We start from the raw sequence: 14,368 nt of genomic DNA on the forward strand, positions 1-14,368 counted from the left end.
GGTACAGAATATGGCAATAAAAACAATTGAAGAAATAATTAATAGTGAAATAATTTTATCTATAGAAGATTTAGTTATAAAATTTAATTTAAGAGGTGATGAATTAACTGCAATAAGAGGTACATCTCTAGAATTGCATAAAGGTGAAAGTTTAGCAATTGTTGGAGAGTCTGGATCAGGCAAATCGGTTTTTACAAAATCTTTCATGGGACTTTTAGATGCTAATGGTAGGATTGCAGAAGGTTCTATAATGTATAATGGTGAAAACCTAGCTAAATTTAAAACAGAGAATGATTGGATAAAAATTAGGGGAAAAGAAATAGCAATGGTATTTCAAGATCCAATGACTAGTTTAAATCCTCTTAAAACTATAGGTAAACAAGTACAAGAATCAATAGAACTTCATCAAAATTTAAAGGGCGAAGAAGCAAAAAAACTTACAATTTCAATATTAAGTGATGTTGGTATTAATGAACCAGAAAAAAGATATAAGCAATACCCTCATGAATTTTCTGGTGGAATGAGACAAAGAGTCGTTATCGCTATAGCAATAGCATGCAATCCAAATATCCTTATTTGCGATGAGCCTACTACAGCTTTAGATGTAACTATTCAGGCACAAATACTAAATTTATTGAAGAATATTCAAAAAAAATATGATTTGACTATTATATACATTACTCATGACTTAGGGGTTGTTGCCAATGTAGCTGATAGAATAGCAGTAATGTATGCAGGGGACATAATAGAAATAGGTAGTGCAGAAGAAGTATTTTTTGATCCTAAACATCCTTATACATGGGCACTTTTATCTTCATTACCTCAGCTTGGTATAAAAGGTGAAGCTTTATATTCAATAAAGGGAACTCCACCTAATTTATTTAAGGAAATAGTTGGTGATGCATTTGCTCCAAGAAATCAAAATGCTTTAAAAATTGATTTTGTAGAAAGACCTCCTTACTTTGAAGTTAGTTCTACACATAAAGCACGTACATGGTTGTTGGATCCAAGGGCACCAAAAGTTGAACCACCTTCAATGATTAAAAAAATGCAGTCAATGAACATAAAAGGTGGTGAAGTAAATGCAAAATAAAAAAGATGTACTATTGGAAGTAAAGAGTTTAAGAGTAGAATTTGGTAAGAAAAATAAAAAATTTGTAGCAGTAAATGATGTAAGTTTCAATATTTACAAAGGAGAAACCTTTGGACTTGTAGGAGAATCCGGTTCAGGTAAAACTACAATAGGTAGAGCCATCATAAGAATTAATCCGGCATCAAGTGGAGAAATAATTTATGATAAAAAAAGGATTAGTGGTAAGATAGATCCTGAATTTGACAAAGAGCTTACGAGGAAAATGCAAATGATTTTTCAAGATCCTATGGCTTCATTAAATGAAAGAGCTAAGGTTGATTATATAGTATCAGAGGGATTGTATAATTTAAACAATTATGGTTCTGAGGAAAACAGAAAAAAGAAAGTAGAAGAAGCATTATTAGATGTTGGATTACTTCCAGAATTTGCAAGTCGTTTCCCTCACGAGTTCTCTGGAGGTCAGAGACAACGTATAGGTATAGCTAGAGCATTGGTAATGGAACCTGAATTAATTATAGCAGATGAGCCTATTTCAGCTTTAGATGTATCAATACGTGCTCAAGTAATAAATCTTTTATCAAAGCTACAGAAACAAAGAGGTTTAACTTACTTGTTTATTGCACATGATTTATCTGTAGTACGGTTTATATCAGATAGGATAGCAGTAATACACAAGGGTAGAATTGTAGAACTTGCAGAAACAGAATTATTATTTGCTAATCCACTTCATCCGTATACAAAGTCACTGCTATCGGCAATACCAACACCTAATCCAAGGTTAGAAAAAAATAAGAAAGTTAATATATATGATACAAGTTGCCATTTTGATTATGATAATAACCCACCAATATGGGTTGAAATAGAACCTGAACATTTTATTTTAGCAAATGATAGAGAGTTAGAAGAATACAAAAAACAACTTCAGTAAAAATGATATATGATTAAAATACAGTATAAATTATTATATTGTAGACAAAGTAAAGTTTGGCTATATATAATAGTTTGTACTGTTTTTTTGAAAATGTATATTGACAGTTAGTGTATTATGATATATAATACAGTCACTGTATTAAGCGTACTAATACACATTATAATTATAACGGAGAAATTTATGAAAGAAATTAATATAGTTTTAACACAAACAAATACTTTAGTTTCAAAAACATTAAAAGCATTTTCAAAAAAGCCTTATAATCACATATCAATATCCTTTACAGAGGATTGTACAGATATGTATAGTTTTGGCAGGAAGATAACTTGGTTACCATTACCAGGAGGATTTGTTAGAGAAAATATAAATCACGGTATATTTAAATTATATCCAGAAACAAAATGTAAAATATATAAACTTGAAGTAACTGATAGTGAGTACAATATTATTAAGAGGCGGTTAGAGAAGTTTATTAATTCACCTGAAAGATTTAAATACAGTATATTAAATTTGGTTTTAATGTATTTCAATATACCTTTGAAAAGGGATTATTATTATGTTTGTTCTAGCTTTGTTACATACTTATTATGGGGAATAATACCTTTTAATAAAGAAATTACATTAGTAGTACCTGATGATTATAATACTTTAGAGTTAGAAACGATATATGAAGGTCCATTGTTTGAATATGTGAATAAAAAAATTGCTTACAGCCATTTTTGATAGGAGGTGCAAATTTGGTAAATATTGATTATAATAGCTCAAAGGCAATACATGAACAAATTTATGAAGAATTTGCAAGGTTAATATTATCAAGAGCTCTAAAACCTGATGAGAAGTTACCATCAGTACGTGAGTTAGCTTCATTAATAAAAGTTAATCCTAATACAATACAAAAGGCATTCAAGAATTTAGAAACTGATAACTATATTTATTCTGTGAAGGGCATTGGAAGTTTTGTTAAGAGTGCTGATGAATTAAGGATGCTACATATTAAAAAGTTAAAGATTAAGCTTGCAAAGGCAATTAAATCTTTAAAAGAACTTGGGTTGAGTGATCATGATTTAACCGAAATATTTAAAAATATTCTTAATGGTAGCAATAGTTAGGAGGTTATATGTTAAAAATAAATGATTTAAATAAGAATTTTGGCGATTTTCAAGTTTTGTATAATATAAATTTAAATGCAGATAAAGGTCAAATATATGGATTAGTAGGTTCAAATGGCTGCGGCAAAACAACTTTACTAAAACACATAATGAATATATATAAACAAGATAAAGGTAATGTTTATATTAATGATGAAATAGTAGAAGAGAATTCAGGTGTAATAAAAGATTTTTATTATGTACAGGATAATTTATTTTTTCCATATCAATATACTTTAGAAAAGCTATTTCAATATGAAAAATTAATGTATGAAAATATATCTAGAGAAAAATTTGAAGAGCTTATAAAATTTTTTAATATTGATAAAAATAAAAATTTAAATAAAATGTCCAAAGGACAAAAAAAACAAGCGGCTTTTGTATTAGCTATATCAACTCAACCAAAAGTTCTACTTCTTGATGAAATAGTAGATGGGTTAGATGCAGTTATTAAAAGAAAATTTTGGGATGTTTTAATTCAAGAAGTTATGGAAAATGAAATGATAGTTATTATTTCTTCTCATGATTTAAAGGAACTTGACAATATTTGCGATAGAGTAGGCATAATGCATGAAGGTAAAATTTTAAAAGAAGAAAGTTTAGAAAAAATGAAGGAAGAAATAAAAAGAGTTCAGTTTGCTGTAGATGGGGAATTTAACACTAATGAATTAAAAGATTTTAATATTATAAAAACAGTGAAAATTGGAAGTGTTTATATTTGTGTATTAACAGGCAGTATAGAAGAATTTAAAAAATTTTTAGAAAGTAAATATAAACTTTTATTATTTGACAAACTTTCAATGAGTCTTGAAGAAATATTTATTACAGAGCTAGGAGGGGTAGGATATGGAACAGAAATTAAAGAAAAGTAATTTTATACCACTTCTTATAAATTCAATTAAGGGCAAGAAAAATTGGTATTTATTATCAACTGTTATAATATTTGTAACAACACTATTAATACCTTATATCTTAAAATTTGATGAAGAATTTTTTATAATGTTTGGAATTGTAGAAACATTTATAATAGTATTTGTAAATTGTATGATTGACAACAGTTTTCTTCATAGTGATGCTAAACTTTCGTATTATAAATCAAAGCCAGTAACATTAAAAAAACAAATTGAAGTTCAAATTATATCAAATTTAGTGTTTACAGCTTTTCTAATAATTTTGTTGACTATTTCTATCGTTTTTCAAGGACTAGATTTCAGAATTTTTGAATCTTTTAAATTTGTAATTCCTTGGCTTACGGTAGGTATATTTTTAGCTTCTCTGTCTTCTATATTAACAGGAAATACTATTATGGCAGGTGCTATGACTGTATTTAACTTTGCTTTACCTGCAATAATATATTTGATAATTAATTTTGTTTTCTCAATACTTGAAAACATAGTAATAGGATTTAGTGCAAATGTTCTTATGGAATACTTTGTAAATACAATTTATAAGCTAGAATACATATACTTTTTCAAGTATGTAGATGAGTCTGTTGATGTAATTTATGTATTGATATTAGGATGCATATTATTATTAATTACTTTAATTATGAATAAGTGTATAAAAAATAGAAAAAATGAAAACACAGGAAACTTTATAGTATTTGATGGTTATAAGTATTTTGTTTCAGTATTAGCAAGTTTAATTATGCCTGCAGCATTTTCATTTATGTCTTATAGAAACAGTATATTAAATAAAGTTATAGTTTCAATGATTTTAGCTATGCTTACATATTATATTATAATTGCAGTTATAGAAAAATCATTTAGAATTTCAAAATTATCAATAAGGGTATTTGCAATAAGTATGGCTGGCTTTATAGCATTGACTGGTAGTACAATTGCCATAGCTAATAAATATAAAAATGTTGTTCCGAATTCGGAAGATGTTGAAATGGCTTGTGTAGGTTCTTCATCTTGGATATTAAATAGAGTTAATCAAAGTTTAAACGATGATAATGTTTTAGACCAAGAAACGCTTTTAAAGTTACAAAGAGAAAACGGAATAACTCTATTTACTGAAACAGAGAATATAGAAAATATAGCTGAGTTGCAGAATGAACTTATTAACAATCAAAGCTATTATTTTGATGATTATTACTATCGTAGTAATATTGTAATAATTTATTGGATGAGCGATGGAAGTTATTTAATTCGAGATTATAATATTGATGGAATTTCAGAAGATAATTCCATAAATTTAAAAAAGGATGAAATTGCTAATAGGATTATTACATCTCAGGAATTTAAAGAAAAACAATACTATTATCTGTATGATGAAAATTATTATAGTGAAAGAAATATATACTGTAATTTAAGAGATGCTAGAAATTATGAAATGATGGAAGTTAAGATTGATTTAGGTGAAATTCGTGATTCGTTGACAAATGATATGGACATCCTAATGACGAAAAAAGATAAGACCTTTGAAGGATTATTATATGGGAATTATTTTCATTCTTTTGAGAAAAAAGATAATGATGAAGGATATATTTTAGATATATTTGATATTACAGATGAAGAAAGAACAATAGATACTATATATATTAATAAAGAATTTAAAAATACAATAGAGCTTTTAGATTTATATTAAATTATAAAAATGGGGAGCATGATGAATGTGCTCCCTACATTTTTATTCGATTATTTTTAATAATGATTTATTGATTTCCAATTGTAATATTGTTTCCTAATTTTTGTATTATAACTTTTGAAGGCAGTTGTGAATTTTTTATGTTAATATTATCGTGACAAATAATTTTTAATGTATTATTTTTATCTTTAACTATAATACTTCTCGCCTTTACATCTGTCATATCTATTGAATTTAAATTCTCTGCAGAAACGACTATGTCTCCTAAAACTGTAACGTTATTTATATATACACTACCTGTACCAACTGAATCTAATACATTTAAATCACCTACGACTACTGCGCCGTAGTAAGTTTCATTACTATTTGTTAAATTAAAACCTCGTTCAATATTTTCATTTTTAATTATTTCATAGATTATTTTAACTGCTTCTGCTCTGGTTACTGCTTTAGTAGGTTTATAGAGACCTTCTGGATATCCAATTATATATCCCTTATTGTATGCAGATTGGACACTTGGTTTAGCCCAATCTTGAATAGCACTGTAATCTTTTAATAAATTAGCACCATCTCCGTCTAGGTCTCCTGTAGTTATAGCACTACTTACTACTTTTGCAGCTTCTTCTCTCGTTATAGGATTATTTGGTCTAAAAGTATTGTTTTCATATCCACCAAAAAATCCAACAGCTACTGCTTTTTCTATTTCTTTATAATACCAATCATCCTCACTTAAATCTGAGAGATTTAATGAAACAGTATCATTATTTTTAATTGCATTATTTAATAATGTCGCAAATTCTGCTCTAGTAACAGTTCTATCAGGTTTAAATGTTTTATCTTCATATCCTTTTACAAATCCCATTTCAATAGCTTCTTTTATCCAATTTTCAGCCCAGTGTTCATTAATATCAGATAATGAAACTATGTTAGTTGATATTGCACCTGGCGTTGTAGTTTCCGCAGGTTCAATGTCTAGTATAGAATCTAATATATCTGCATTAGCGATTGGATTGAAAGTTATAGTAAAACAAAGTCCTAAAACTGAAATTTTTTTAATTAAATTCAATGTAGTCCTCCTTTATGTATAAAAATATGGAAAATTTATATTTTCCTGTATTTCAATTATAAAGCTCTTTCATTGATAAGTAAATAGGTAATAATAGACATAAGCATATTGACTTATACAATAAAAGTAAACTATAATATAATAAATAAAACAATTTAAGGATAATTATGGATGAAAAATTTATGTCAGAAGCTTTAATAGAAGCATATAAAGCTTCTGAGCTTAAAGAAGTGCCAATAGGTGCAATAATAGTAAAAGATGGGAAAATAGTTGGAAGAGGGTATAATCAAAAAGAAACTTTAAAAGATGCAACATTACATGCTGAAATTTCTGCTATTAAGGATGCCTGTAGGAATTTAGGGGGTTGGAGGTTGCCTGGATGTTCAATGTATGTAACATTAGAACCTTGTCCAATGTGTGCAGGTGCACTGATTAATGCCCGAGTAGAAAAGCTTATAATAGGTGCTAGAGATTTTAAAAGTGGGGCATGTGGTTCTATATTAAATATTGTCCAAATGGATGAACTAAACCATAATATAGATGTTAAATTTGGAGTGTTAGAAGAAGAGTGTTCAAAGGTTTTAAAAGATTTTTTTAAAGAATTAAGGGAATGCAAAAAATTTGAAATATAGGAGGAAACATGAACAAATATCCAACACTTGAAGTTAATTTAAAAAAAATGTACAACAACACAAAACGAGTTACAGAAGTATGCAATGAACAAGGAATAAAGATAGCAGGAATAATAAAGGGATTTGGTGGTATTACAGAAGCAGCATTAGAAATGGCTAAGGGAGGTTGTTCTCAGTTAGGTAGCTCAAGGATTGAGCAATTAAAAATATTAAAAGAATTAAATATTAAAATACCACTACTCCTTGTAAGAATACCTATGGAATGTGAATTAGAAGATGTAGTTAAATACAGTGATATGTGTCTTATTTCCGAGAGGGAAACTATGACAAAGTTAAATAAAGAGGCAGAAAAGCAAAATAAAATATATAAAGTTATATTAATGTATGATTTAGGGGATTTAAGGGAAGGGGTTTTCACAAGAGAAGAATTAATAGATTTTTCTCTTTACGTTGAAAATGAATTAAAATATATACAACTTGAAGGTATAGGGACTAATTTAAGTTGCTATGGATCAATTGCTCCTACCTCAGAGAATTTAGGAGAACTATGTACAACAGCTGAGCTTATAGAAAATAAGTTGAAACGTAATCTTAATATTATATCGGGAGGGGGTACAACAACACTTCCACTTCTAGTACGAGGAGAAGTACCTAAGAAAATAAATCATTTACGTATTGGAGAAGGAATTAATAATACTCAAGACTTACCATTATATTGGGATACTAGTATTGAAGGCCTTGACCCAGACACTTTTATTTTAAAGGCACAAATCATCGAAATTAATGATAAACCTACTTATCCTATTGGACAGCTTATGGTTAATGCTTTTGGTGAATACGGAAAGTATGAAGATAGGGGAATTAGAAAAAGAGCAATTGTTGCTTTAGGAAATCAAGATGTTGGAGATTCATCAAAGTTAGTTCCAAAGGATAAAAACATCGAAGTGTTAGGAGCAAGTAGTGATCATACTATATTGGATATTGAAGATAGCAAAGTTCAATATAAACTTGGGGATATAATAGAATTTAATGTTTTATATCAGGCAATGTTGTTTTCGTCATTATCTGAATATGTTCATAAGAAAATAGTAAAAGATTAATTATATTGAAAAATGTATGTAATTCTGCGTTTTAATAAAAAGTACAATTATCAGAATTACATACATTATTATAAGTTCATTTATATCTTATTAATGTTATCTCTAAAGAAGGACAATTATATTCAACTGTTGCTTCATCTACCATCATTCCAATTAAATTAATTTCTTCTCCGTCAATATCATTTCCAGCAAGTTGCCAATAGTATTCTTCCATTTCTCTTTGTCTTTGAACATTTAGGAGTTCCTTCATTTCTTCGATTTTTTCATAATTACAATCTATTTGTTCAGCATATACATTTATTATAAACTTACCTTTTTTTTCTTCTATAGAAAAATTGGTTTTTTTTGCAGAACGAGATAAATAGAAATCTATCATGACATCTACTATTCGAGAAATTTTTTGAATTTCATATTTCATTTTAGTCTCCTTTCCTAAGGGTATCAAATAACGAATATAAAAATGCTGCGACTAACCCTCCTGAAAAGCCATTGTTATATAAATTAATACCACCATGAGAAGTTCCTACATTCATAGCAACAGAAAGATGTAAAAATCCGGCGATAATTCCTGCAGAAAATCCATACTTTCCAGTTATAGGAGCAAGTGTTGTGCCAAATAGCCCAGCTATTATAACTGGAGTTGATTGCATATTCCATATTTTGAGTATACCTGCTAAGAAAACGCCTATCATAATGGGAATAGTATTTTTAGGGTGTTTTCCAAGAGCAGCAAAACCTACTACAGTAAAAATACCGCCTACAACTGGTCCGTTAAAGATTCCGTTACCACCGGCTAAAAAGACAAAACTCATAGCTATCAGCCCCATTATACCCATATTAATAAAGGTTAAACCATATCCAACCAATTGAGTAAAATCAGTTACCAGCCTTCCAGAAAAATTAAATATTTTATTGTAACCCTTAAATGATTTATTGTTAATTACATATCCTATTATAATCAACAAAATGAAAAAAAGAAACAGCAAAATTTTTAGAAATGTATCATATTCCGTAGACAATATTTGTTGCTGAGGAATATTTATACCAAAACTTCTAAGAATTGAGTTAAGAACAATTCCTATAATTCCAGCTGTAAAACCAATATTATATAAGTTATAACCATCGTGTACCCTACTCATATTAGATGAAAGTGGTGTAATAATATAGCCACAAATAATGCCGAAAAATATGCCTAATGGTAAACCTATATAAATAGGCAAATTTAGGGAAAAAGATAATTCGCTTACTGCTGGTGCAAGAGCTGTTGAAAACATAACAACCACTAAAATATTCTTGAATTCAATTTGATGGTATTTTATATATAAATATCCTCCAATATACATAGGCCATACGTTAAAAATATTTTTACCAAAAAATGAAAAACCAATAATAGTATATGTAGCAGCTATTAAAGCGCCATTAATTTTTAATTGTAATTTGTAAATTATAAAAATATTAAAGAAAGCTAGAAGTGAAGTGTTGACAAAAGTGGCACCTAAACCACCTATTTTCAAATAGTCTGTAAGTAATATATCTGGGGATATAATAATGCTATATAGTCCATGAAATATATTATTAGGATTGTCAAAAACGAATGCTAAGATAAATAAAAGGGTGGGAAAAATTAATAATATTTCTAAATTTTCTATTCTACCTATTTTGAAACCTATTTTTTTTTGTTTAATTCCACTCAAATAATATCTCCCCCTCGATAAAACCATTTTATATGAAAAATTTATTAGAATAATTTTAACACAATGTAAAATAATTATCAATGAAAAATTATAATATTTTTTAACTTTTAATACATTACATAAAAAGTATTTAAATAAATTATTTTATAGTATATAATAAATTTATTATAATATGAACTAGTAAAATAAAGGAGGATATTATGAAATTAGTATCTTGGAATGTTAATGGATTAAGAGCTTGTGTTAAAAAAGGTTTTATAGATGTTTTTAATGATTTGAACGCTGATATTTTTTGTGTACAAGAAATAAAATTGCAAAAAGGACAAATAGAGTTAGATTTAAAAGGGTATTATGATTATTGGAATTATGCTGAGAAAAAGGGTTATTCAGGAACTGCTGTATTTACTAAAGAAAAACCTATTTCAATTCAATATGGAATGGAAATTGAAGAACATGATAAAGAAGGAAGAATAATAACTTTAGAGTACGATAAATTTTATCTTGTAAATGTATATACTCCAAATTCTAAACGTGAATTACTAAGGCTTGAATACAGAATGAAATGGGAAGATGATTTTAGGAATTATCTGTTGAAATTACATAAAATAAAGCCGGTGATTATGTGTGGGGATTTGAATGTAGCACACAAAGAAATAGATTTAAAAAATCCGAAAACTAATGTAAAAAATGCTGGTTTTACAAAAGAGGAAAGGTCTAAAATGACAGAACTTTTAGAAGCTGGTTTTATAGATACATATAGGTATTTTTATCCTGATAAGAAGGATTCATATTCATGGTGGTCTTATTTTGGTCGCGCACGTGATAAAAATGTGGGATGGAGAATCGATTATTTTATTATTTCTAAAAATTTTGAAGATAATTTAGAAAAATCATTTATTTGCCCTGAAATTTATGGTAGTGATCATTGTCCTGTTGGCATAATTATCAAATAATATTTAATGCCTTAATCTTTAGTTTATATAAAATATATGGATAATATTTGTTAATTATAATACAATGTATAAATCGATATTAAAGACAAAAACTATAGAGGAATAGGAGGTAAAATGAAAATATATAAATATTTATTATTACTTGTAATGACAATCTTTATTGCTGGTTGTGGCATATATGCATCTGACATTACAGAAATAAAGTTAGTTAATATAAAAAATGGTGAAAAAATTACAATATCTACGGATAGTGAAACTGCTGCAAATATTTCAGATGCTTTACGTAAGAATGAAAAATCAGACGAAGATATTACTTCATTATTTCCCTTTGAAGTATATATTAATAAAAATTCAGAAGTTGAAGTTTATATATTTAGTTTTGATATTGAAAATCAAGGTGTATATATATCAAAGGATAATGAGATTCATAAGGTAAGAGATAATATAGCTAAAAAGTTATTGTTAGATGATTATTTTTCATATATTTATATTGATAATACGATTTATGATATTTCATTGATTTATAACGATAAAATTATAAAGCCTAATGTTGAATATAATTGGACATATAAGGATGTTGATGGCAATTTTGTAAAAAAGCAAGGGACGTTGACTGAAGATAATGAGAATATAATAATAAAAGACAATGATACATTAGATATTACATATGAAGTAGAACCTGACAATCAAGTTGCACGAATATACAAGGAAGGTAATATAATACATACGGGAAAGACTATTAATGATGTATTAAAAAGAATTTATGAAGATGGGGAATACTTCATAGAAACAGAGGCGCATTGGTTGCTAAAAAGCAATTCGGATTATTATGGTAATCAGACAATAAGTTTTATGGTTGAAGCAGATTTTCCTGCAGATTTTACAATAGTTTCTAAAGAGAATTACCCAGGAAATATTTTAGTACTTACTGTCGAAAATTTAAATAAAGACGAAACAGTGAGTATTAATACGGATATAAATAAGGTAGAAGATATCGAAGTACATTCATATAAAGATAAATATATGTCTATTTTTCCTATTGATCTATATGTAAATTCAGGTGAATATGAAGTAAAAGCAGTATTTAACAAAGGAAAAGGTACAGAATATACTAAATCAAAGTTAATAACCATAAGAGAGAAAAATTTTAAGGTTCAATATCTTACTGTTTCAGAAGAAATGAATGATACTAATAATAATGATGAAGCCATAATAGAATTTGCTCAATTAGTAAAACCTGCAAGAACTGTCTCATCTCCTGAAAAGTTATGGGAAGGCCCCTTTATTATGCCGATAGAAGGTACTCTAACTACTGATTATGCAGAAATAAGATATGTTAATAATGAACCGTCATCTTCAAGGCATTCTGGAATAGATCTAGCTGCTTCTATTGGTACAGAGGTTAAAGCTCCAAATAATGGAATTGTTACTTTTGCAATGAATGGACTGTTATCTCCAGGTAATACTATAGTAATAGATCATGGATTAGGGTTATTTTCATCTTATTATCATTTAGATTCTATATTAGTGAAAGAAGGAGAAACTGTTGAAAAAGGTGATATAATCGGTACAGTAGGATCAACAGGATTTTCCACTGGTCCACATCTTCACTATGCAATTAGCATATATAATACATATGTTAATACCTACCAGCCTTTAAGTGGCATTATAGATTAAATAAAATATTTAGCTATCTAAATTCAATAAAATAAGTGTTTAATAAGTTAAGGTAATGGTATATAATTAATATAGAACCTTTAAGGAGGGATTTATGGGATATATAGGTTGGACATGGTTAGGTATAATTGTTGCATGCCTGGTTATTGAAGCATCGACTTTAGGCTTGGCAACGATATGGTTTGCAATTGGAGCTTTAGCTGCCTTGATAATTTATATTATTGGTTTTAGTATTCAAATACAGATAGTAATATTTTTAGTTGTATCTGTTATATGTTTAATATTTACAAGACCTATTGCTGTAGAAAAATTAAAAATAGGAAAAACTCGTACAAATGCTGACAGCTTAATAGGAGAATATGTTAAAGTTCAATCTAGAATAAATAATATTGATAATGAAGGTACAGTAAAAGTGAGGGGTCAAGTTTGGTCTGCAAGAGCATCTAATGATGAAGTTATAGAAAAAGATGAAATAGTTTTAGTTAAGGAAATAAGAGGTGTTAAACTAATTGTGGAAAGAAAAAAATAAAGGGAGGTATTAAATGTTTTATATATTAATATTTTTATTAGTAGTAATCGTAATTTTAATTGCAACAAACATAAGAATTGTGCCTCAGGCTAAAGCTTATGTAGTAGAGCGCCTTGGAGCTTACCAAGGAACTTGGGGTGTTGGAATACATGTTAAAACTCCATTAATTGATAAAATTGCAAAAAGGGTTTTATTAAAGGAACAAGTTGTAGATTTTCCACCACAACCAGTTATTACTAAAGATAATGTTACAATGCAGATAGATACAGTTATATTCTATCAGATAACGGATCCAAAGGCATATACATATGGTGTAGATAATCCTTTAACAGCTATTGAAAATTTAACAGCTACAACATTGAGAAATATAATTGGTGACTTAGAATTAGATGAGACATTAACTTCTAGGGAGCTTATTAACACAAAGATGCGCAATGTATTAGATGAAGCAACAGATCCATGGGGTATTAAAATTAATAGAGTTGAACTTAAAAATATATTACCTCCTAAAGGTATACAAGATGCAATGGAAAAACAGATGAAAGCTGAAAGAGAGAAAAGAGAATCGATTCTTAGAGCAGAAGGACAAAAAAGATCTGCTATATTAGTAGCTGAAGGAAATAAAGAATCTCGAATTCTTGATGCTGAAGCAAGCAAACAAGCAGCGATACTTGCTGCTGAAGCGAATAAAGAAGCTGCAGTTAGAGAAGCTGAGGGTGAATCAGAAGCAATTTTAAAAATTCAACAGGCAACTGCAGAAGGTTTAAGAATGCTAAGAGAATCTGAGCCGAATAATGAAGTGTTAACACTAAAAGGTTATGAAGCCTTTGAAAAAGCAGCTAATGGTCAAGCAACAAAAATTATAGTTCCTTCTAATATACAGGGTTTAGCTGGGCTTGCATCATCTTTAATAGAAACGGTTAAAGATAAATAAAAAAAAACTGGGATAATAT

The 14,368-nt window shown here is 28.2% G+C and carries 15 protein-coding genes; 12 read left to right on the forward strand and 3 right to left on the reverse strand.

Translation table 11 applies throughout. The annotated features are described in order from the left end of the window. The first annotated feature begins 10 nt into the window (after positions 1-10). The 6 genes from U8307_RS06835 to U8307_RS06860 all read left to right on the forward strand — a co-directional run bounded on the left by U8307_RS06835 (position 11) and on the right by U8307_RS06860 (position 5,764). Positions 11-1,093 carry an ABC transporter ATP-binding protein gene (locus U8307_RS06835; RefSeq protein ID WP_326911369.1) on the forward strand — a complete coding sequence of 361 codons (1,083 nt, stop codon included), beginning with the start codon at positions 11-13 and terminating at the stop codon, positions 1,091-1,093. Beyond that, the gene (locus tag U8307_RS06840; protein ID WP_326911371.1) at positions 1,083-2,021 is read left to right on the forward strand and encodes an ATP-binding cassette domain-containing protein; all 939 of its coding nucleotides are present in this window, start codon (positions 1,083-1,085) and stop codon (positions 2,019-2,021) included. The genes U8307_RS06835 and U8307_RS06840 overlap by 11 nt, the downstream gene beginning before the upstream one ends. A gap of 183 nt (positions 2,022-2,204) precedes the next feature. Further along, positions 2,205-2,747 (forward strand): hypothetical protein, encoded by a 543-nt coding sequence (locus U8307_RS06845; protein WP_326911373.1) that lies wholly within the window; start codon positions 2,205-2,207, stop codon positions 2,745-2,747. Between the two features lie 14 nt (positions 2,748-2,761). Next, positions 2,762-3,133, forward strand: a complete 372-nt coding sequence (locus U8307_RS06850; RefSeq protein ID WP_326911375.1) for a GntR family transcriptional regulator — start codon at positions 2,762-2,764, stop codon at positions 3,131-3,133. Between the two features lie 8 nt (positions 3,134-3,141). After that, positions 3,142-4,044 carry an ABC transporter ATP-binding protein gene (locus U8307_RS06855; RefSeq protein ID WP_326911378.1) on the forward strand — a complete coding sequence of 301 codons (903 nt, stop codon included), beginning with the start codon at positions 3,142-3,144 and terminating at the stop codon, positions 4,042-4,044. Beyond that, positions 4,019-5,764 carry a hypothetical protein gene (locus tag U8307_RS06860; protein WP_326911380.1) on the forward strand — a complete coding sequence of 582 codons (1,746 nt, stop codon included), beginning with the start codon at positions 4,019-4,021 and terminating at the stop codon, positions 5,762-5,764. The genes U8307_RS06855 and U8307_RS06860 overlap by 26 nt, the downstream gene beginning before the upstream one ends. Before the next feature lie 67 nt (positions 5,765-5,831). Here the strand turns inward: U8307_RS06860 and U8307_RS06865 are convergent, their stop codons facing one another. Then, positions 5,832-6,830 carry an S-layer homology domain-containing protein gene (locus U8307_RS06865; RefSeq protein WP_326911382.1) on the reverse strand — a complete coding sequence of 333 codons (999 nt, stop codon included), beginning with the start codon at positions 6,828-6,830 and terminating at the stop codon, positions 5,832-5,834. 167 nt (positions 6,831-6,997) lie between these two features. On the opposite strand from U8307_RS06865, the gene tadA reads away from it, so the two are divergent. Continuing rightward, a complete protein-coding gene (tadA, locus tag U8307_RS06870; RefSeq protein WP_326911384.1) occupies positions 6,998-7,462 on the forward strand; it encodes a tRNA adenosine(34) deaminase TadA in 465 nt (154 codons plus the stop codon). Positions 7,463-7,470: 8 nt separating this feature from the next. Beyond that, on the forward strand, positions 7,471-8,562 hold the full coding sequence (locus U8307_RS06875; RefSeq protein ID WP_326911386.1) for an alanine/ornithine racemase family PLP-dependent enzyme: 1,092 nt from the start codon (positions 7,471-7,473) through the stop codon (positions 8,560-8,562). 76 nt (positions 8,563-8,638) lie between these two features. Here U8307_RS06875 and U8307_RS06880 read toward each other — a convergent pair whose 3' ends face one another. Continuing rightward, positions 8,639-8,980, reverse strand: coding sequence for a hypothetical protein (locus tag U8307_RS06880; RefSeq protein WP_326911388.1), 342 nt, complete (start codon positions 8,978-8,980; stop codon positions 8,639-8,641). Between the two features lies 1 nt (position 8,981). Beyond that, positions 8,982-10,256, reverse strand: coding sequence for a DUF1576 domain-containing protein (locus U8307_RS06885; RefSeq protein WP_326911390.1), 1,275 nt, complete (start codon positions 10,254-10,256; stop codon positions 8,982-8,984). Positions 10,257-10,456: 200 nt separating this feature from the next. On the opposite strand from U8307_RS06885, the gene U8307_RS06890 reads away from it, so the two are divergent. The 4 genes from U8307_RS06890 to U8307_RS06905 all read left to right on the forward strand — a co-directional run bounded on the left by U8307_RS06890 (position 10,457) and on the right by U8307_RS06905 (position 14,349). Then, positions 10,457-11,209 carry an exodeoxyribonuclease III gene (locus U8307_RS06890; RefSeq protein WP_326911392.1) on the forward strand — a complete coding sequence of 251 codons (753 nt, stop codon included), beginning with the start codon at positions 10,457-10,459 and terminating at the stop codon, positions 11,207-11,209. A gap of 114 nt (positions 11,210-11,323) precedes the next feature. Then, the gene (locus U8307_RS06895; protein WP_326911394.1) at positions 11,324-12,886 is read left to right on the forward strand and encodes a M23 family metallopeptidase; all 1,563 of its coding nucleotides are present in this window, start codon (positions 11,324-11,326) and stop codon (positions 12,884-12,886) included. A gap of 94 nt (positions 12,887-12,980) precedes the next feature. Continuing rightward, positions 12,981-13,415 (forward strand): NfeD family protein, encoded by a 435-nt coding sequence (locus U8307_RS06900; RefSeq protein ID WP_326911396.1) that lies wholly within the window; start codon positions 12,981-12,983, stop codon positions 13,413-13,415. Positions 13,416-13,428: 13 nt separating this feature from the next. Beyond that, the gene (locus U8307_RS06905) at positions 13,429-14,349 is read left to right on the forward strand and encodes an SPFH domain-containing protein (RefSeq protein ID WP_326911398.1); all 921 of its coding nucleotides are present in this window, start codon (positions 13,429-13,431) and stop codon (positions 14,347-14,349) included. Positions 14,350-14,368 lie beyond the last annotated feature (19 nt).

Source organism: Sedimentibacter sp. MB31-C6, assembly GCF_035934735.1.
GTDB lineage: Bacteria > Bacillota > Clostridia > Tissierellales > Sedimentibacteraceae > Sedimentibacter.